The organism is Dyadobacter sp. HNCC25DJ183, assembly GCF_056895175.1.
The window spans coordinates 165,360-185,580 of the sequence record NZ_JBXHAP010000006.1 but is presented as its reverse complement, the minus strand read 5'-3'; the positions used below and the strand labels follow the sequence as shown (position 1 = coordinate 185,580).

General features: G+C 46.2%; 15 protein-coding genes. 8 read left to right on the top strand and 7 right to left on the bottom strand.

Features of this window, described 5'->3' with window-relative positions:
* Nucleotides 1–20: 20 nt before the first annotated feature.
* Genes AC1XTG_RS16515 through AC1XTG_RS16505 form a run of 3 tightly spaced genes read left to right on the top strand, consistent with a single transcriptional unit; the run spans nucleotide 21 to nucleotide 2,354 of the window.
* Nucleotides 21–635, top strand: a complete 615-nt coding sequence (locus AC1XTG_RS16515; protein WP_484842691.1) for a class I SAM-dependent methyltransferase — start codon at nucleotides 21–23, stop codon at nucleotides 633–635.
* Nucleotides 635–1,537 carry a glycosyltransferase gene (locus tag AC1XTG_RS16510; protein WP_484842690.1) on the top strand — a complete coding sequence of 301 codons (903 nt, stop codon included), beginning with the start codon at nucleotides 635–637 and terminating at the stop codon, nucleotides 1,535–1,537. The genes AC1XTG_RS16515 and AC1XTG_RS16510 overlap by 1 nt, the downstream gene beginning before the upstream one ends.
* A gap of 10 nt (nucleotides 1,538–1,547) precedes the next feature.
* Complete coding sequence (locus tag AC1XTG_RS16505) at nucleotides 1,548–2,354, top strand: FkbM family methyltransferase (RefSeq protein WP_484842689.1); 807 nt, start codon at nucleotides 1,548–1,550, stop codon at nucleotides 2,352–2,354.
* A gap of 6 nt (nucleotides 2,355–2,360) precedes the next feature.
* Here AC1XTG_RS16505 and AC1XTG_RS16500 read toward each other — a convergent pair whose 3' ends face one another.
* A complete protein-coding gene (locus AC1XTG_RS16500; protein ID WP_056283286.1) occupies nucleotides 2,361–3,626 on the bottom strand; it encodes a nucleotide sugar dehydrogenase in 1,266 nt (421 codons plus the stop codon).
* A gap of 127 nt (nucleotides 3,627–3,753) precedes the next feature.
* On the opposite strand from AC1XTG_RS16500, the gene AC1XTG_RS16495 reads away from it, so the two are divergent.
* Nucleotides 3,754–4,248 (top strand): ORF6N domain-containing protein, encoded by a 495-nt coding sequence (locus tag AC1XTG_RS16495; RefSeq protein ID WP_484842688.1) that lies wholly within the window; start codon nucleotides 3,754–3,756, stop codon nucleotides 4,246–4,248.
* On the opposite strand, the gene AC1XTG_RS16490 is transcribed toward AC1XTG_RS16495, so the two are convergent.
* Nucleotides 4,249–5,157 carry a class I SAM-dependent methyltransferase gene (locus tag AC1XTG_RS16490; RefSeq protein WP_484842687.1) on the bottom strand — a complete coding sequence of 303 codons (909 nt, stop codon included), beginning with the start codon at nucleotides 5,155–5,157 and terminating at the stop codon, nucleotides 4,249–4,251. It lies immediately after the preceding gene.
* Nucleotides 5,158–5,285: 128 nt separating this feature from the next.
* Here AC1XTG_RS16490 and AC1XTG_RS16485 point away from each other — a divergent pair, with 128 nt between their 5' ends.
* The 4 genes from AC1XTG_RS16485 (at nucleotide 5,286) to AC1XTG_RS16470 (ending at nucleotide 12,009) form a co-directional block, all read left to right on the top strand.
* Nucleotides 5,286–6,536, top strand: coding sequence for a glycosyltransferase family 4 protein (locus tag AC1XTG_RS16485; protein WP_484842686.1), 1,251 nt, complete (start codon nucleotides 5,286–5,288; stop codon nucleotides 6,534–6,536).
* Nucleotides 6,529–7,308, top strand: coding sequence for a glycosyltransferase family 2 protein (locus tag AC1XTG_RS16480; RefSeq protein ID WP_484842685.1), 780 nt, complete (start codon nucleotides 6,529–6,531; stop codon nucleotides 7,306–7,308). Before AC1XTG_RS16485 ends, AC1XTG_RS16480 begins: the two co-directional genes overlap by 8 nt.
* A gap of 207 nt (nucleotides 7,309–7,515) precedes the next feature.
* The gene (locus tag AC1XTG_RS16475) at nucleotides 7,516–10,608 is read left to right on the top strand and encodes a SusC/RagA family TonB-linked outer membrane protein (protein ID WP_484842684.1); all 3,093 of its coding nucleotides are present in this window, start codon (nucleotides 7,516–7,518) and stop codon (nucleotides 10,606–10,608) included.
* Nucleotides 10,609–10,638: 30 nt separating this feature from the next.
* Complete coding sequence (locus tag AC1XTG_RS16470) at nucleotides 10,639–12,009, top strand: RagB/SusD family nutrient uptake outer membrane protein (protein ID WP_484842683.1); 1,371 nt, start codon at nucleotides 10,639–10,641, stop codon at nucleotides 12,007–12,009.
* A 78-nt stretch (nucleotides 12,010–12,087) separates the two neighbouring features.
* Here AC1XTG_RS16470 and AC1XTG_RS16465 read toward each other — a convergent pair whose 3' ends face one another.
* From AC1XTG_RS16465 to AC1XTG_RS16445, 5 genes are all read right to left on the bottom strand, one after another.
* On the bottom strand, nucleotides 12,088–13,392 hold the full coding sequence (locus AC1XTG_RS16465) for a DUF4302 domain-containing protein (protein WP_484842682.1): 1,305 nt from the start codon (nucleotides 13,390–13,392) through the stop codon (nucleotides 12,088–12,090).
* Between the two features lie 5 nt (nucleotides 13,393–13,397).
* Complete coding sequence (locus AC1XTG_RS16460) at nucleotides 13,398–14,327, bottom strand: zinc-binding metallopeptidase (protein ID WP_484842681.1); 930 nt, start codon at nucleotides 14,325–14,327, stop codon at nucleotides 13,398–13,400.
* 12 nt (nucleotides 14,328–14,339) lie between these two features.
* Nucleotides 14,340–15,812, bottom strand: a complete 1,473-nt coding sequence (locus tag AC1XTG_RS16455; protein ID WP_484842680.1) for a RagB/SusD family nutrient uptake outer membrane protein — start codon at nucleotides 15,810–15,812, stop codon at nucleotides 14,340–14,342.
* A gap of 39 nt (nucleotides 15,813–15,851) precedes the next feature.
* Entirely contained in the window at nucleotides 15,852–19,208 is a 3,357-nt protein-coding gene (locus AC1XTG_RS16450) for a SusC/RagA family TonB-linked outer membrane protein (RefSeq protein ID WP_484842679.1), read from the bottom strand.
* A 276-nt stretch (nucleotides 19,209–19,484) separates the two neighbouring features.
* On the bottom strand, nucleotides 19,485–20,093 hold the full coding sequence (locus tag AC1XTG_RS16445; RefSeq protein ID WP_484842678.1) for a precorrin-2 dehydrogenase/sirohydrochlorin ferrochelatase family protein: 609 nt from the start codon (nucleotides 20,091–20,093) through the stop codon (nucleotides 19,485–19,487).
* Nucleotides 20,094–20,221: the final 128 nt, after the last annotated feature.

The following is a 20,221-nucleotide window of genomic DNA, read 5'->3' as shown; positions in this document are numbered from 1 at the left end:
TTTAAAATTTCAGCTTCTCAATGTCATTTAAACAAAAAATAGTAGCCGGCCTGTTGAAAGAGCCTTTCAGCAAGTTTCAATTAACTACTTACGACCGCAGCAAACCCATTAATATGGTGGTCGGTTCTATGTATTCCGTTTACAAAGGCTGGATACATTCTGATATCGAGACATTGAATCTGTTGAAGAAAAGCGACTGGCAAAAGTATTTTGACGAAAACTCCATTGACAGGATCCTGGCTGAACACGTTTGGGAACACCTGACACCTGAAGAGGGAAAACTGGCATTCCTGCATTGCTATCAGTTCCTGAAACCAGGCGGATTTCTTCGTGTAGCCGTGCCCGACGGTTATCATCCCGATCCCGATTATATCAACTACGTGCGACCTGGCGGGACCGGCGAAGGTGCCGATGATCATAAGATCCTTTATAATTACCAGCTGATGTCCGGCTTCCTGCAAGAGATCGGCTTCACAGTTAAGCCACTGGAATATTTCGATGAGCACGGTCAGTTTCATAAAAATCCCTGGAAGGTGGAAGACGGAATGGTACGACGCTCCGCCGACCATGACGACCGCAACAAAGGCGGAAAGCTTGGTTATACCTCATTGATTATCGACGCATTCAAAAACTAATGGATCTGCCTGACCAGCTTGCCCCCATCGTTTTATTCTGCTACAACCGCCCCTGGCACCTGGAACAGACAGTGAGATCGTTACAGGCAAATACGCTGGCGACCGGAAGTGAGCTTTTTATTTACTCTGACGGTCCGAAAAATCAAGAAGACCAGAATGCAATCAGGCAAATCAGAGCCTATCTCGACCAGCTAAACGGGTTCAGGAAAATTACCATTATCAGGTCGGAGCACAACCAGGGACTTGCTGCTTCGGTCATCAAGGGAGTTACCGAAGTGATTGAACAATATCGCAAGGTAATCGTGCTGGAAGACGATATGCTCACCACACCCGACTTCCTGGACTTCATGAATAAGGCGCTGAATGTCTTTGAAGCGCGTCACGATATTTTCTCTGTTACGGGCTACACGCCCCCAATTTCAATTCCCGAAACTTACCGGAATGATCTGTTCCTGGTGGCGCGCGCGAGCTCCTGGGGCTGGGGTACGTGGGCACATAAATGGGAGAAAGCAGATTGGGGAATGCAGGATTTTTCTGATCCTGAAAAAACAGCCGCATTAAAAAAAGCGCTGATTAAAGGCGGGGACGATCTCTGGCCGATGCTCATCAAGCAGCAGAAAGGTATCATCGATTCCTGGGCGATCCGATGGACATTGGCGCAGGCCAGAAATCAGGCTTACGGGCTCTATCCGGTCCATTCAAAAATAAAAAACATTGGAACAGACGGCAGCGGCACTAATTTTACATTCAAATCCACCGGGTACGGACAGGAACTGAAAACAGGGAACGTAAGTATGGACCCACAATTGGAACCTGACGAATTGCTAATCAACCAGTTCCGGAAGTATTACAATCTACCGTTTTCTGTCAAAATCAAAAACTGGATCAAATACCGCATTTGATCCCACTTATATGTACTGGCTGCGCTATCTGCTAAAAGAACCTTACAATTCACTCCATACACCTGCCGGACGGGAGTTTGTCGGATTGCTGTTTAAATATGGAAACAGTCCGAGACACAAGCGCACGCAGGTCAGTTTCGGAAAATACCAGCTGACAGTGCCGGATACTATGTCATTTCTTTGGCAGCACAAGGAAATTTTCGCTGACGAATTCTACTACTTCGAAACACTAAACTCTGCGCCCGTGATATTCGACTGCGGTGCTAATGTCGGTATGAGTGTTTTGTATTTCAAGAAACTTTATCCAAATGCGAGGATCACTGCTTTTGAAGCCGAGCCGGAAATTGCATTGCTGCTCCGGAATAACCTGTCGGCGAACTCCATAGGTGATGTAGAAATCGTGGATAAAGCTGTGTGGACCGATGAAGAAGGTATCTGGTTTGGCAGCGAGTCCGCTGATTCGTCCTCTATTTACTCCACATCCGCAAAAAAGAAGATTGCGTCTATCCGTTTGCGCGACTATTTACTTGCTGAAAAGCACATTGATTTTCTTAAAATAGATATTGAAGGCGCAGAGAAAGAAGTTTTAAACGATTGCGAGGATCACTTGCAGCATGTTCAAAACTTATTCGTAGAGTTCCATTCTTACGTCAACAATCCGCAAGACCTGGCGGCAGTAATTACTGTTTTCGAGAAAAACGGGTTCAGGTACTACATCGATACTAATCAGCACCGCCTTAAACCATTTACAAACCACAAGTACCGCGGCAACGAGATCATGGACCTGCAGCTAAACATTTTCGGCTGGCGCGAATAAGTTGGATTAAAGCCGGGAATCAACCATTTCTCTCGGCAATACCGATTTCAGATCAAATATGACGGATTCGGCATTCGTAAAGCTGTTGAAATCAAGCTGATTGTAAATGTCGTGGGCCACCACAAGTACAACTGCCTCATACCTCCCCTCAGGCTCAGCCGCAAGCTGGATACCAAACTCTGACAGTGCCTGCTCTGCCGAAGCCCAGGGATCGTAAATATCGATTTGTAAGCCAAAGTCAGACAGCTCCCGATACACGTCAACAACGCGTGTGTTACGCATATCCGCACAATTTTCTTTAAATGTGATACCCAGCAGCAGTACCCTGCTCCCCTCCACTTTATGGCCTTTTTTGATCAGGAGCTTTACCAGTTTATTGGCGACAAACACGCCCATTGTATCATTAACACGCCTTCCCGATAAAATTACCTGCGGATAATAGCCGAGCGACTCCGCTTTGTAAGCCAGGTAATAAGGATCAACTCCGATACAATGCCCGCCAACCAGCCCGGGTTTATATTTAAGAAAGTTCCATTTGGTCGCAGCAGCCTCAAGCACCTCCGTTGTATCAATATTCATTCTGTCAAATATCAGTGCAAGCTCATTTACGAAGGAAATATTTACATCGCGCTGCGCATTTTCAATCGCCTTGGAGGCTTCCGCAACTTTGATACTTGGTGCCAGATACGTTCCTGCTTCAATCACAGAATTATAAAGCTGATCAACTAAACGCGCTGTGGTAGGAGTTGAGCCCGAAGTTACCTTTTTGATTTTGGTAAACGTATGCACTTTATCTCCCGGATTGATCCGCTCGGGGGAATAACCACAGAAGAAATCAACATTGTACCTGAGTCCGCTATGCGCAGCCAGCACGGGAACACAGTCTTCTTCCGTACAACCCGGATACACCGTAGATTCATAAATGACGATATCGCCATTTTTAAGGTACTTTGCAATGGTACTGCTTGCTGCGAGCAGCTGTATCAAGTCCGGCTTTTTGTTGTTATCAACCGGAGTGGGAACTGTTACAATGAAAACATTGCATTCCATTAAATCATGCTCACTTTCTGAAAGGCGCAGCTTGGACGCATTTGCTAAATCTTCCGTAGAAATCTCCTTTGTTACATCGTCACCACGACGCAGCTCAGCTACCCGCTGGCTGTTGATATCGTAACCCAGTACATCGTATTTTTGACTAAACGCGATTGCCAGCGGCAGACCTACATAACCCAATCCTATTACCGCGATTTTACCTTCAAATTCAGGAAGCATTCTGTGTGCATGTTTAATGTCGGGCATAAAACTATGCATATTTCAACCTACCAAAAAATTTCAATTTACCCCGTTACCAAAGCTAAAAACCGACGTATTGGTTGTATAGAACATCTTAAATACGTTTATGGATTTACAAATCATTCAAAACAAAGTATTTGTTATTCGCGGCTGTAAAGTAATGCTCGACTACGATCTGGCAGAAATGTACAAGATCGAAACCAAAGCACTGAAACAGGCCGTCCGAAGGAATATGGACAGGTTCCCGCCCGATTTTATGTTCGAGCTGACGCAAAAGGAGTACCAGGTTTTGAGGTCACAAAATGTGACCTCAAGTCCAGGCGGTAACAGGTACCTGCCATTTGCATTCACCGAGCAAGGTGTCGCTATGCTTTCCAGCGTGTTGAAAAGCACGAAAGCGCTGGAAGTAAACATTACGATTATGCGTGCATTCGTTAGAATGCGGCAGAATTACCTGGACTCTGCCGAACTCAGGCAGCGGATTGAAGCCATTGAACTCGAAATGGAGACAAAGTTTGAGGATATACACCAGGCATTGCGATACCTGCTTGATCCGCCGCAGCCACCACGCGCGACCATTGGTTTTAAGTCAGGCGAGTGATTACCTGGCGTAAGGATTTGGTGGAAAAACGTGGACCTGAAAGCCTTCTCTTTGCATGGCGCTTAAAACCTGTGCAGAGGGAACTTTCTTAAAAATGACTGCACAAAGTACCTGTGAGGGCATTAATGTAGCCTTCGTAAGAAAATCGTGAAATGCCAGCTTGCGCTTTATCTTCCTGAAAGCAGGAGACGAATCATCTGCCTTTTCCTGGCTGTATGAAGGGTGGTAATAGTTATTGTTAATGCCTTTAAATGCAACCATCGGGAGACCCATACCATTTGCCAGCTTGTCCATCTCACGCTCCGAGAGCTTGAAAACGTAATTGCCGACTTCTTCAAACGAATACCTGTTCTTCCAATATTTTTGTAAAGCATTTGTATCAAAACGATCGAAAATATTTCGTAGCGCCAATAACAGGGGCATTTTAGAAATCGGGTCGTGGGGCTCGACCAGTATAACCGCCTCTCTGGCAACGCGGAGCATTTCATAAACACCCAGATACGGGCGGGGAAAGTGATGATAGGCTTCTTTACAAAAGATATAATCGAAGCTACCGTCGGGAAAAGTGAGTTTTTCAACATTCTCGACAGCATATTTTTCAATAAACCCCCGCGATCTGGATAATGGAAGAAAAGCTTCTGAAATGTCGGTAGCAGTCACATCCAGTCCCTTTTTGTAAAAGTGATTGGCATCAAAACCATAACCATCCCCTACTGTAAGCCATGTTTTGGACTCTGTTACAAAAGGATCAGTCAATGTAAGCATCCGCTGGTGGATCCAGTGGTTGATGGTTTTATGCTGATTATCATACTCCCACAGCTCAATGGCCCTGTCTTTCGCCTCCCTTGTCGCGTATTGGACATCGTACCATTCCGAATGCGCCTCGTGGCTGCGCTTTTCATTAGACATTATCGTCAGTTTACTTAGTTCAGGATAAAGATAGATCAACGAATAAAATTTTTAAGCGAGGAACTGTTTAATTTTACCGCTATCAAACATTAACATCCCTTCGGAAACCGTCGGCAAAGTTCATTTACATGGTACTTCATTTAAGTACGTTTCATTTGGAAGGAGGCGCAGGAGTGGCAGCTGCCCGGTTGCATCAGGCATTATTAAAGTCGGGTATCGAATCCAGTCTGCTTGCTGCATTTCCTTCAAAAGAGGAGCAAAATGTTTATGGATTAGGCAATTCAAAATGGGACCTGCGAAAAATGTGGGCCCGGTTTACCGCCGAGCGGCTCCTTTTTTACCCGCAGGAAGCAGATCAGTCAGTGAGGTTTGCGTTCTCCCCTGCTGGGATTGGAGCAGATATTAGCGCACATCCATTAGTCAGAAAGGCAGATATCCTGCATTTGCATTGGATCAACTTCGGGTTTCTTTCACTCCAATCTCTCGAAAAGCTTTTTGCATTAAATAAACCCATTGTATGGACAATGCACGATATGTGGACAATGACCGGTGGCTGCCATTACAACCGCGGCTGCGAGCGGTTTCTGTCACATTGCCAATACTGTCCTTATCTGGCAAAGCCCGACATTTACGACATTTCCTTTACACAATTTGAAGCAAAAAAGGCACTTTATTCGCAGGCCAAAACAGCCCTGATCTCTCCCAGCTTGTGGCTGGATACACTCGCCAAAAAAGCGGCGCTTACCAGGAATCTCAACTCATTTTGCATTCCAAACTGCATTGACACTACCTTGTTCAGGCCGGTAGACAAGCTTGCAGCGCGCCACGCATTCGGGTTGCCTGCTGATAAAAAGCTGATCCTGTTTACCGGAGCAAACATTCAGGATAAAAGAAAAGGCTTCGTTTATTTCAAACAAGCTTTGGAGCGCATGAAGTCCGTTTCGGCAGGAATTGAGGTGATGCTCTTTGGAAAAGCAGATGTGTCCGGCTTCTCGGATTTCCCCGTTCCCGTACATTATATAGGCAAGATCAGCGATACAGAAACGATGGTGAATGCTTATAATGCCGCTGACCTGATCGTAGTACCATCATTGGAAGATAATCTGCCGAATACAATCATGGAGGCAATGGCCTGCGGCACTCCTGCGGTTGGATTTGATACCGGGGGAATTCCGGAAATGATCGATCATCAGCTAAATGGATTTGTTGCTGAACAAAGGTCTGCCGATTCACTTGCAGCCGGGATCAGCTGGGTGCTGGAACAAAACGGATCGCCTGCCTTGTCAGCGGCCGCCCGCGAAAAAGTTGTTAATCATTATTCAGAAAGCCTGATCGCTTCGCGCTACCAGGCTATTTACAATTCATTATTGAATGGATAGCCAGCCGATTATAACGATCATAACAGTAACCTACAATGCAGAAAAGTACGTGGAGCGCACATTGCGTAGCGTACAAGCGGCACTTTCACAAGTTGCTGATCCCTCACCGATCGAATACCTGATTATCGATGGGCTTTCAAAGGATACTACGCTGTCGATTTGCCACCAGTATTCGTCCATTATTTCCCGGATTGTTTCAGAAAAAGACCGGGGGATTTATGATGCGATGAACAAAGGAATGCAGTTGGCGGCAGGACAGTACCTCTGGTTCCTTAATGCCGGTGACGAGATTTTCGATAGCAAGGTACTCGCCGATTTGCTTTCGGCAACTGCCACGGGAGCCGATGTATATTATAGCGACGCAATGATGGTGGATGAAAGCAACCGTGAACACGGTTTGCGGAGCCAGTTTACACCGCATTCCTTGCCGGAGAACATTCAATGGACGGACTTTGCATTAGGGATGAAAATTTGTCACCAGGCATTTATTGCCAGGAAGCAAGTCGCTCCTGTTTATGATATCTCCAATCTGAGTGCAGATATTGATTGGGAAATTACGTGTCTCAAACGCGCTGGCCGAGTGCAATTTCTGCCGTTCGTTCTATGCCGGTACCTGATGGGCGGCACCTCCGTTCAAAATCACCGCCGCTCGCTTGTCGACCGCTTTCTGGTCTTGCAAAAACATTTCGGAACGATCCAGGCGAGCTTCAATCACCTCCGCATTTTCTGGCGCGGGGCCGTTTTTGCGATGCGCAGGGGCAGGTACTGGTAAGCTTCATTCTTTTTTTACTCCTATTTTTCATTTCTAGCAAATTGGACCCGGAAAACGGGTTTAGACTAGCTGTTGTCCTATTTTTTACCAAAATCCTAATATGCAAATTTTGCTTAAAATCCCATATTTTTCCTAACAAAATTTGGTACAACTTTCATTAACGATATATTTGTTTTATCAATTATATAAATAACCAAACCTATCGTTATGAAAAAAATTCTGCTATTTGCATTTTTTTTCTGTGTGATTGCATGGGTGTCAGCAAACGGCCAAGATGTTAGAGTCACAGGAAAAGTAACAAGCGACGACGGCTCGGGACTACCGGGGGCGTCCGTACAGGTGAAAGGGAGCACCAACGGGACGCAGACAGATGCACAGGGAGATTATTCCATCAGTGTTCCAAATTCTTCATCCATCTTGATTTTCAGCTTTGTGGGAATGACCTCACAGGAGATCGCTGTTGGTAACCAAAGTGTGATCGATGTAAAGCTGGTGAGCGATACCCGCAATTTGAGCGAGGTGGTTGTTACCGGTTTTGGTTCACAGATCAAGCGTGATGTGACGGGAAATATCGCCCAGGTGAAGGGTACCGAAATCCAGAATATGCCTGTTGCAAGTGTCGACGCTGCATTGCAGGGAAGAGCAGCAGGTGTATATGTAAACAGCGGAACAGGGAAGCTTGGACAGGCGATCAATGTTCGGGTGCGTGGAAATTCTTCTATCAGCGCAAGTAGCCAGCCACTCTATGTGATCGATGGAATGCCGGTAACTACCTCCGATGTAAGCAATAGCACCGGTGGGGCAACCAACCCGCTCGCAGACTTCAACTCCAACGATATTGAATCCATCGAAATCCTCAAAGATGCTTCTGCGGGAGCTATTTACGGTTCACGTGCAGCAAACGGCGTGGTACTTATCACGACCAAAAGAGGGAAGGCTGGAAAAACCAATGTAAGTGTTAATTACCAGATCGGTTCTTCGGAAGCCACCCGCCGGGTTGACTTCCTGAATGCGGAACAGTATGTGAAATTCTATACAATGGCGGCTAAAAACCGCGACCGCATTGACGGTGTGGACCCGAATGATCCTGACTCGTACACGCAATACATGCTGGGTGAAGGTGGATTTTTAGATAATTATAGCCTTGGAACGTACGGTACTCCTGATCAGAAAGAATACCTGTGGCAGGATCAGGCTTTCCAGAAAGCGCCCCAGCAGCAGCTCGATTTTCAAATGAATGGAGGTAATGAAAAAACCAAATTCTTCATTTCCGGCCAATACCTTGATCAAAAAGGAACCATCATAGGAAACAAGCTGGATCGCCTTTCAGGTCGCATCAACCTTGACCACCAGGCTTATAAATGGTTACAGGTAGGACTTTCAATGGGTCTGGCAAGAACGGTAAACAAACGCCTGCCGGGTGACAATGCGTTTTCTAATCCATTGCAAATGGCGGCATTAACACCATTGACACCATTTAATGACCCTGAAACGGGCTTACCTACGGGTACGCCTCCTGGAGAAGTTGGTGTGCCGCTGTACTTCAATCCGATGATCTCCATCAAATATGCGAGCTTCGTTGCGACCACTTCCAGGAACCTGACCAATGCATACGCGCAGATTAACCTGGTACCTGGCCTGAGATTCAGAAGTGAGCTGGGAATTGACATTTTGAACCAGAACGAAGAGAGTTACTACCAAACGCAGAATATCAGAAACGTTAGTACAGCGGTTGCCGGGTTGGGTGAGAATTTTGCAACGTTTATCACCAACTATAATACCAACAACTTCTTCTCATACGAGAAGGTGGTGAACAACCATACTTTCGACGGTACATTAGGTATGTCTTACCAGCAATCACAAAGCAGGGAGAACTTTGTCGAAGGAACCCAGTTCCCTTCCAATTCATACAAAAAGATCGCGAGTGCGGCTACGAAATCAGGCGGTAGCTCATCCGAAACCAACTACCGTTTCCTTTCGTACTTCCTCCGGGTAAACTATAAGTTCTCTGACAAGTACCTGCTATCTGCCAGCGCGAGGATAGATGGTTCTTCCCGTTTCGGTGTGAATTCACGTTATGGATTTTTCCCGTCAGTCTCTGCGGGTTGGGTGCTTACAGAAGAGAACTTCCTGAAAGATAATGCTACGCTCAGCTTCCTGAAACTGAGAGGGAGCTATGGTTCAACAGGTAACTCTGAAATCGGCGACTTTCCGCAGTTGGGTTTGTTTTCGGGTGATGCAGGTTATGCAGGAGCAGCCGGACAGCGTCCTTCACAACTGGCAAACCCTGACCTGAGATGGGAAACAACCAGGCAAGCTGATTTGGGTATCGACTTCGGTATTTTCAACAACCGGATCAATGGAGAGATTGACTATTACGAAAAGAAAACCACAGGCTTATTGCTTGCGGTGAACGTTCCTGCAACAACCGGTTTCTCTACCAAGGTGGCCAACGTAGGCAAGCTGCAAAATAAAGGTTTTGAATTTGTACTGAACACACAAAACCTGATCGGCAAGTTTAAATGGAATACTTCGCTCAATTTTGCGACCAACCAAAACAAGGTTACTGACATTCAGGGACAGATTATTGAAGGCGGTATCCGCAATATGAACCGCGTCATGGAAGGTCAGCCGGTTGGCGTTTTTTACACAGTGGAATATGCTGGTGTTGATCCTGCAAACGGCGATGCCCTTTTTTACAAAAATACAGAAAACGACCCCCGCGGCACAGTTACCAACAACCTGTATAACAGCGCTCAAAGGATTGCAGCAGGAAGTCCAAACCCTAAAATTGTGGGTGGTATTACCAATACATTCTCTTTCAAAGGGCTGGACCTGAATGTCTTCTTTAACGGAGTTGCAGGTAACAAGATCAATTTCTACGGAGTAGGCCAGTATTCTTCTGCAAACGGGATTTATGAGGATAACCAGACTGCCGACCAGATGAATGCATGGACTCCTGAAAACCCGAACACGAATGTTCCTGAGGCGCGTTTTTATCGTGGAAATGGAAACCAGGCGTCTACGCGCTACATTCTTGACGGATCTTATCTGCGTTTGCGCTCGGTGACACTGGGATACAACCTGCCTTCGAGCATTACAAGCAAAATCAAAATGGAGCGTGTGCGTGTTTACGTATCAGGACTTAACCTGGCGACATTTACCAACTACAAAGGCTGGGACCCCGAAGTTAACACGGACGATCTGGCCGAGGCAGATACAAAATTTGCTTTGGGAAATGACTTTTATACAGCACCACAGCCACGCACGATCATGTTTGGTATCAACGTCGGTTTTTAATCGCATTCAGCTTATCAATTCATCTGAATTATGAAAAAAAGAACATATATATACTCCCTGGTATTTGCCGCGGGATCTTTTCTACTGACAGCCTGTGACAACAGACTCGACGTTGCCCCAACTCAAAGTATTGACGAGGAAGCTGCGCTAAGTACTTCCCGCGACGTAGAGGTGACGCTGATCGGCGCCTATGATGCATTGCAGGATCCTGATGTTTACGGAGGTGCTTTCCAATATTCTTCCGAACTGCTTGGTAACAGTGATGAGCTGGGTTTTGGTGGAACTTTCCAAAATTTGCTTGAAATGTACAACAAGCAAATTACCACACAGAATGTAACCTCACTGGCTACATGGAGAGATTCCTATGTGACGATCAACCGGTGTAACAATGTGCTTTCTGCATTGAATATCGTGGATGAAGACAAACGTGCACGCATTGAAGGAGAAGCCAGGTTTATCCGTGGCTCTGTTTATTTCGATCTCGTAAGGCTGTTTGCAAGAGCCTGGGGCGATGGAGATGCAGCCCAAAATCCAGGTGTACCGATTGTACTCAAACCAACACGCGTGGTAACAGAAGCAGATCAGATTGCGCGGAATTCAGTTGCGGAAGTTTACCAGCAGGTTCTGGAAGATCTGAATGCGGCAAAGTCGCTTCTCCCTGAGGGTAACACCATTTACGCCAATAAATATGTCGCGGCAGCCCAGCTTTCCCGTGTGTATTTAATGCAATCCAATTTTGCAAAGGCGCGTGACGAAGCGAATGAAATCATTGAATCAGGTGAGTATCCTCTTGCAACTGACTTTAATTCATTGTTTTACACTTTCATGAGAAATGGAGGAGCTAATCCGAGAGAGTACATTTTCTCGATGGTTGTAACGCAGCAGGACGGGATCAATGACCTGAACACCTACTTCGGCGCTACGATCGACGATATTCCGGGCAGCTCCGGACGTGGTGATATCAGGGTACTTCCCCGGCACCGCAACCTGTACGAAGCAGGCGATGTACGCGGTCAGTTTTTTGTAAGCTCCATTAATACTTACACGCAGAAGCACATTGATCAGTTTGGCAATGTATTGCAATTCCGTTCAGCAGAAATGTACCTGACACGCGCGGAAGCGAATTTCCGTCTTGGAACAGCTGTGGGCGCAACTCCGCTTGCTGATGTCAACCGGATTCGCAAACGTGCAGGTATAAAGGATTTGACAACATTGACTCTACCTGCCATTTTGAAGGAAAGACACCTGGAACTTGCATTTGAAGGCCACATGCTGCACGATATCAAACGTAACAAAGGCAATGTAGGCGCGCTACCTTACGATTCACCCAGGCTGATCCTGCCGCTTCCGCAGCGCGAGATCGATGTAAATAAAAAGCTGGTGCAAAACGAAGGATATTAATCCCGAATAGCCACACCTACCAACAAAAAAGCACTTCTCAACGAAGTGCTTTTTTGTTGGTCCTCTAAACTGAATATCTTACTGCCAGCTGATCCAGGCTTTCGCATCCTTTGCACTTACCATATCATAAGTTGTTTCCGAAGTTTGAATGAGATAGAATCCATTTGGCTCGTATAACAGCTCAGCCGTTTTGGCGATTGGACCAGTTGCGGGAACCGCTCCAAACTTCGCATATTCTTTGAATATTATCCGGCCGTCAGCGGTAAAGGTAGGTCTGGCAGGCGCAAAGGCGTAATCAAAAATGTACGATTCTTCGCCAAGAAAAATCGGCCCAAAAATATCATATCTGTTGTCAACCCCGGGCTGATAAGTGAAATAGGCATATATACTCTCTCCATACTTTACATCTTTTACTCCAAGTGCGTCATCTACACCGTTAACATGGAAAACATCCCTGGTCCGCCAGTCGCCCCCTGATTCGATTGGCTCCTGCCACCATCTTCTTGAAGCTGCCAGATCTACCGCGAGCGGTTTGATAGCACTTTGCACGGTTGTAGCTACGTTTCCCGCATTAAACTTTAACTGAACTGTGCTTTCGGTCCAGCTGAAATTATTGAATCCATTAATCGTCTGCGATCCATTTACGAGCGGATTAAGGAAGACAAGATTGCCTCCGCTGAAATAATAGCCAGTGGTAAAATTCTTTGGCGTACTCCCATCCAGCCAGGTCAGCTTAATGGTGCGTGCTTTCAAATTGGGTGTCACCTCGTAAGTGACATTTCCTACTATGATCCTTTTGAAGTAGGCCTGGTATTTGGCGATATTATTGAAAAGCAATGCTTTGGCAAGATCTCCATTGGTAAAGGCGGCCGCCTGGGCTTGCGTAGCTTTGGTAAGAACCAGCCTGCTTTGGTTTTTACGACCTACAAATGCAACCCGATCTTCCCCCAGCGAGTCCGGGAATATGCTGAATTCGAAATCAGATTGTAATCCTTCGCCCCTTGTTCCGCCATTTACCTCTTCATCAGGATCAGCCAGGACATGCAGGTATGAGTAGGTATCAAAAATCAGCGAAGGCGTTTGCATTGCTTTGAGCCGGTAGCTGCTTTCCTTGGCAGTTGCGGCAGAAGCAGCTGAAAAATCCGAATACATGACTACCCTGTTCTGATCATTGAATTTGAAGTAAAATCCGTAACTGCCTCCACCCGCCGGGTAAATCACAGCATTCCAGCCATAAGGCGCTTCCACCAGCTTTTTCTGGTAAGAAGCCAGGGCTGCATTCAGACGTGTATCGGCTGATTCTTCAAACAATGTATCGTCGCTGTTCTCGCAGGAAAAAAGGCCCACCGACGCAACCAGAAGATATAAAACGATTTTTTTCATCAATCCTAAAAAAGTTGGTTCATCGACCCCCGCACCCTTTTTTGCAGGCTGTAAAAGTCTATATTCCAGGTATTCTTATAATATGCCACCACAATCGCTTCCTTTTGCCGGAGTGAAGCTTGTGCCTGCGCCTTGGTCACTCCGTGCGGACTTGTTCCTTCGGGAATGGAATTCACGATCTTGTCGAAACCTGCCTTTCCTTCCGTAAGCATCATCGCAATCATTTCCACAAAATCTTCATCAAAATTAAGCGAGCTGTAAGCAGTAACAAACCCGTCGCGTCGCGCATCGGCATCCGACCAGTTGATCCAGTTTCCTCCCTGATACAGCGACTTCGTAATATTGCGGTATTCCACGGGATAAAGTACGGTCTGGTGAAGAATGTGACCAAACTCGTGGTGGATCGTATGCAGGAACCAGTCTTTCACAAAAGATGAATCCCGGGCTGCATTGTACCCCTGCATTCCCTTTATTTTAAAGAGGTTAACCCCAAATAAAACCACTTTGCGACCACCTTCCGCGGTACCAAGCGTGACAGAGCCTTCTGCATTGTACTCGTTGCTGCCTGACAAAATGAAGAACTTGGGAGAAAACCGGTTATAAAACACTTTCCCGGCTTCCTGAACATAGGGAATCGTCCAAGCTTTCTTGATTGTGCTCAACAGCGGAACTACCTGGGCTTCATCTGGCGGCACGAGCGTTTTGGTGATATTACCAAACTCAAACTGGTCCCACTTATACTTCGCAGAGATATTGTAAGGTGTGGTAAGACTATCAAGTATCCACTTGTCCACCGGCCCTTGAACCCATTCGTCACCGCCCAGTCCGGGAATATCTTCCACTTCGCCGATTTCCTCTTCCTTACACGAGGTAAGCAGCGTACTGAGCGCCAGCATTCCGGCCAGGGATATTTTTGATAATACCTTTGTGATCATTGTATGTGTCAATTATCTGCTATTCTGTTCTAAACCTGCCAAAGTTGCCGATTGCGGAATCTGCAAAATTCTCCTCGGATCATTGCCGGCAACTGCAATCACTTGCCCTGAGAATGTTTCATGCTCCACGGGTATCGCATATCGCTGCAAATCAAACCACCTCATTCCCTCCTGTACAAATTCGACCCTTTTAAAAGCCAGGACCGTATTCACGATCGCTGAACGCGTAGAAGTCACATTGAAGAAATTGCGCATTCTTATAGCTGTTACCGTATGCGTAGAGGGATTGTAGTTAGCTACCCGCTTGCTCACAAACAGGTTCAGGTCGGCAATACTCTCGTTTGTATTATTGAGATACGCATTTGCCTCAATTTTGTTGAATAAAACTTCCTCTGCTGTAAATAACGGCAGCATTACGTAAGGCAAGCCAATTTCCGCATTTACGGATTCACGTACAAAATACTCATTCAGCTTCGGGATCAAATAGTTGTTATCGCCCTGAGTGTACAATGGATAAGCCCAGCTTGCATTGCCGCCAATAATACCTTCCCCTTCTGAAACTTCCTGCCACTTCCTGAAATTCATACCGTAACGATATTGGGCCACGTACCTGCCGTACAAAGACGAGGTTTCTGCCAGCAGCAAATTCGCATTCTGGCTGGCGCGGGAGTAGGTGTTGTACAGCTCAGCAGGTGACAAACTTTTGTAGGTCGTATTCCACGGCCGCAGGTTCTCACCAATATTCCCTCCCGGAAACGCTGCATTCGCATATTGTACTACTTTTTGGTAGTCTTTTTTGAAAAGATAAAACCGGCTTGCAAATGCGTTGGCAGCTGCACGGTTGAAATGGTACTTAGGTACAGTATAAGATCCGTCGCTGATCAGCGGCAACCCTTCCAGCAAATCCTTTTCTACCATTTCATAAACATAAGCAACCGTTTTCCGCTCATATTGTTTCAACACCACACGCTCGGGCTCGGTTACATAAGGAATCCCCGGGTCGGTATTTGGTTGGGCAGGATCGTAAAATTTGCTGAAAAAGTTAACAAGCATGAAATGCGCATAAGCACGTGCGACCAGCGCCTCCCCTTTTTGCGCGCTGTATTCTTCCGGGTTTTCAGCCTTGCTGATAATGTCGAGTGCCTCGTTTGCTACGGAAATGGCGCGGTAGCATTCTGCCCAGTACTGGTCGGGTGAATCCTGATCATCAACAGTTGCCTCCACTTCTTCAAACAGGAACGAAAACCGGTTGACCTTGTCATCCTGTCCTGTTCCCTTGTCCGTTACATTATCGCTCATTGTTTCCGCAAACACCACATAACCACCCTGCGGATAAGCAGTAGTAAGCAGCTGTGACACTTGCTTTGGCGTATTGATCAAAGCGCGCGTGCTATCCGGCTCGGTAGACAGGAAGTCTTCACAACCAGCCGAAATAATGACCAGGAAGACGAGGCTCAGGTATTTGAAAAGTTTGTATGTGCTCATATGAAATATCTTGAATCAAAATCTTAGTCTAAGTCCCCGTTACAATGTCAGTTTCAATGCAACTGTAAACTGCTTCTGAATGGGCTGAGCGACCCCGCCCGAGTTAAAGAATTCGGGATCCTGCCCTTTTAACTTCTTGTCGGCATAAATCAACCAGGGATTGATCGACGACAGCTGGATACTTGCTCCTTTGAGACCATATCTGCCGGCAACGGAAACGGGAACTTTATAGGATAGTGAAACGGATTTCAACCTGATAAAATCTCCCTTCGCCACGCGCTCAGTTGAGTAATTGTAAATATTATAAGGATAGGTACCTGCGAGATATTGAGCTTCTAACTTGTCAGGAATTGACGCTACTGGCGTCACACCTTCTTCACCGGGAATCAGCCAGCGATCCAGAAACTCTCTGGGCATTGCATCAAGGTCACTGAATGCAGCCTTGTACAATGGATTCAGGCGTATTTTGTTACCATATTGATAGGTTAAAAACACATTGAGCGTAATGTTTTTATAAGCAAGGGTATTGTTAAACCCGCCAGTTACAGGTGGATCCACCGGGCCTTCGTATTTCAGATAAGATACATTCTGATCCTGCAGATAAACATCTGAATTGACCTCGCCATTTTCGTTCACAAAGATCGGAACACCCGATTCCGGGTTTAATGCGCGGTAGTCAATGGAAAAAAGGCTCCTCACGGGACGGCCCTTTACATTTGCACCCTCTGATTTTACCAAATCAAAGATACCGGGCGAGTTATCAACATTGGTAATGTGGGTTTTGGCATAACCCACTGTGATTCTAGATCTGAAATCCCAATCTTTGGTTTTGTACAAAACCCCGTCTAGGGAAAAGTCAACGCCGTAAGACTGCATATCCGCATAGTTGGCGACTTTGTAAATCTGTCCGCCGATACCTGATGTTTTTATCTCATCAATCAGATCAAAGCTGTTCCGGAAATAACCATCAACAGTCAGGTTAACACGGTTGGCAAACAGCCCCAGATCAAGTCCTACATTCCCGCTGTACAATTTCTCCCAGGTTAATTCGGTGTTTTCAAGTGAAGACAATGCAATAGCCGATTCCTTTTCATCAGCATAAGGTCGCCTGGTGATAATGCTTTGGAACAAAACAGCAGAGTTTGTGGCAGGGCCGGTATCCGCTGAAAGTCCGTAGCTGGCCCTCAATCTCCCCATACTTAGCCATTTGAAGCCTTTGATGAAGTTTTCACGGTCAAAATTCCAGGATCCCGCGATGGTATAGGTTGGCAGCCAGCGTGCGATTGCCGATTTACCAAAACCATTGGAACCATCGTAGCGGATATATCCGGTAAAGTTGTATTTATCGTCAAGCGTGTACCCCGCACTTCCATAGAATGCGGCGAAACGCTCATAATCCATGCGCATTCCGTAGTACTGGAAGTTTGTTTCAATGGTTTGTTTCAGAATGCGGTAGTCTACGAATGGAGTTCCTCCCTGGTCATACTGAAATCCATATCCCGTATTATTTGAATTCTGGCGGTTTGTGTACTTGATCTCCTGACCGGCGAGCAGGTCAATCTGGTGCCTTTCCGCAAGCATTTTGTTGAACCTGAAATTGTTCCGGATGTTGTAAAACAGCATCTGATCTTCATTCCGGTTGTAAAAACCTCCGCTTGGCAACACAATCACCGGGTAAGCATTAGGCACATCAGGATCAGTATACAGGTATTTATTGGCCAGAGCAATCGTAGAGTTATCAGCAGCGCGATAGGCATTCGCCATATTGCTATGTTCGGTAATAATATGCTCGCGGCCCGTTTGAATGTAGCGCAATGCACCCAGGAAATCGTAGCTGATATGGTCTGTAAGCTTGTAGGATAGGTTCCCTTGAAGTTTGATATCCGCAAGGTTCAGGTTGATCCTGTTATTGGCGAGCTCGGATACAATATTAAAAGGCGCGAAGTTTCTACGGAAGTATTCCAGATCGCCATTCTCGTCGTATGCAGTTAAGGTGCGGCTGGTATTCAATGCATAACTGAATGGATTGATATCAAAGTCCCTGTCAAACTTACCTTCCACGGGATTACTTCTGCGGCTGAGCGAGCCGGGCGCCTGCTGCCTCCTCACGGAAGCGAGGGTCGTGAGGCCCACACTTAACCTGTCAGAAAGCTGGTATGTATTATTGAAGTTCAATGTGTAGCGTTTCACCTTGTCGGCGATGGTCCAGCCATTATCATCGAGATAACTTACTGATGCGTACGAACTTGATTTATCTGTTCCAAATGAAACGCTGAGCGAATGTTCGTGGATGAAATTTTGCTTGAAGAGTACATCAAACCAGTCAGTATTGGCTTTGGCATATCTCAGCAGGTAGTTTTTCTTGGCATCCTGCGTATTCGGGATCGGGAAATTACCCTGACTGTCTCCATTCAGCGAGTTGTAATATTTGCCATAAACACCAAAATCAGGCTTGGAAAGAATGTCCGAATTCAGGTATCCTTTGCGCTCCAATTCACCCAGAACCGACATTTGCTGGGCAGAATTCATGATGTTGAAATTGCGGTAGGAAGGCGTAAGCTGCGTGCTGAAATTACCCGAATAAGTTATCACCGGCTTGCCGCTCTTTCCCTTTTTGGTAGTGATCACGATTACCCCGTTCATTGCGCGGGCTCCGTACAATGCAGCCGCAGCGGCATCTTTCAGGATGTCAAAGGTTTCAATATCGTTGGGATTAAGTCCCGCTACTGCCGAACCCAGCAATGTAGTAGGGTCGCCACTGGAAAGCTGGTCATTTGAAATATTCACAATATCCTCCTGAACGACACCATCAATCACCCAAAGTGGCTTATTATCTCCATTCAAAGAAGTGGCGCCGCGGATCCTGATCTTGGGCGCTGCTCCGAAAGTACCTGATACATTCTGAATGGAAACTCCCGCAGCCCGGCCTTCGAGCATCCGGCTCACGTCAGGCAGTCCGTCGATTTTTACATCGTCTGTTTTAAGCGTAACCGCCGAGCCCGTAAACTTATCCTTGTCGATCTGCTGAAAACCGGTTACGACCACATCCTGCAAACCAACTGCATCCTCAGCCAGCTCAATCGTCATATTACGTGCGGCAGGAAGTTCTTTTGGTAAAAACCCGATCATCGTCACGACCAGCGTGGCACCTTCATTCACATCAGAAATAACAAACTCGCCCCTTTCATTGGTAACCGTCCCTTTCTGAGTGCCTTTGACGCGCACCGTAGAACCGATCAACACTTCACCGGTACTGCTTTTGACAATACCTCTCACTTCAAAAGCGAGCGCAGCAGAAGACGATGAATGGGAAAAAAGAAAGAGTGAAAAGAAGAAAACACCAAGAAGCCACAACGAAAGCCGACCCTGGCCACTGTTCCGGTAAAAACGATCCATATGTTTGTGTATAAGTCTATCTCAAAAATTAAGGGCTTCCGACTGCTCGGCGTTGGTTAATTAGTATGTTCAATAATACATATTATAGTCTTAAAAAACGAACTCAATTTTTCGCTTTCGGCAAGAGTATGCAAACGATGAATGGAATTTCAGTTCCGGAGTTAATAATCCGGGGTACGCAGAAACTGAAACTGATTTAGAGGGTGCGGTAAGTACTGGTATAAAGATCTTTATTAAAACAATTTAGCGCAAGATTTATTGTAACCATCAGAGGCGTTATTTATCGCTTTCCAAATTGTTTTCAGCACTTTTTACCGGGTTTGTCAAAACAGAGGTAATGCGGTTTAGCTCGTCGACCTTATAGGCGAAATCCCCTTTGAGCATATCCCTGACTTCCTTTAATTGCTGCATTGCTGTTTCCAAGTTGTCTGGAAGCGCCTCTCCCAGCACTTCTTTTAATCTTTTGGCCAGAGTAGGCGAAATTCCATTGGTTGAAATAGCGACCTTCAGGTTCCCTTTTCTGACAACCGAAGAAAGATAAAAATCGCAGATAGCGGGAGTATCGGCCACATTGGCGAGTATATGCCGCGCCCGGGCCGTATTCCAGATACGCTTGTTCTCTTCCTTATCGTTCGTAGCCACAATAACCAGGTCTTTATAGTCAAGATCCTGATCTTCAAAAACGCGCCTGATCAATGTGATTCTTGCATTTTCCGCAGCCAGGTCGGCAATCTCCTGCCGGATCTCGGGCGCTACAAGTGTGATGGTAGCCCGGGGTGAATTGTCCAGTACTGCGGTGATCTTTTCGAGCCCCACGTAACCTCCCCCTACAATCAATGTATGCAGGTTTTCAAGCTTGATAAAAATAGGGAAAAGCTCGTTCACGGCCTGTTGTTTGGATGAATGGATTATAATCAAATTTACTATAAAATAAGTTTGGATTCTACCTGTCGGGTCCGGTTTATAACTATTCCAACAATCCTACTTTTACTATCTGCTTCTTTCCGTGTAAC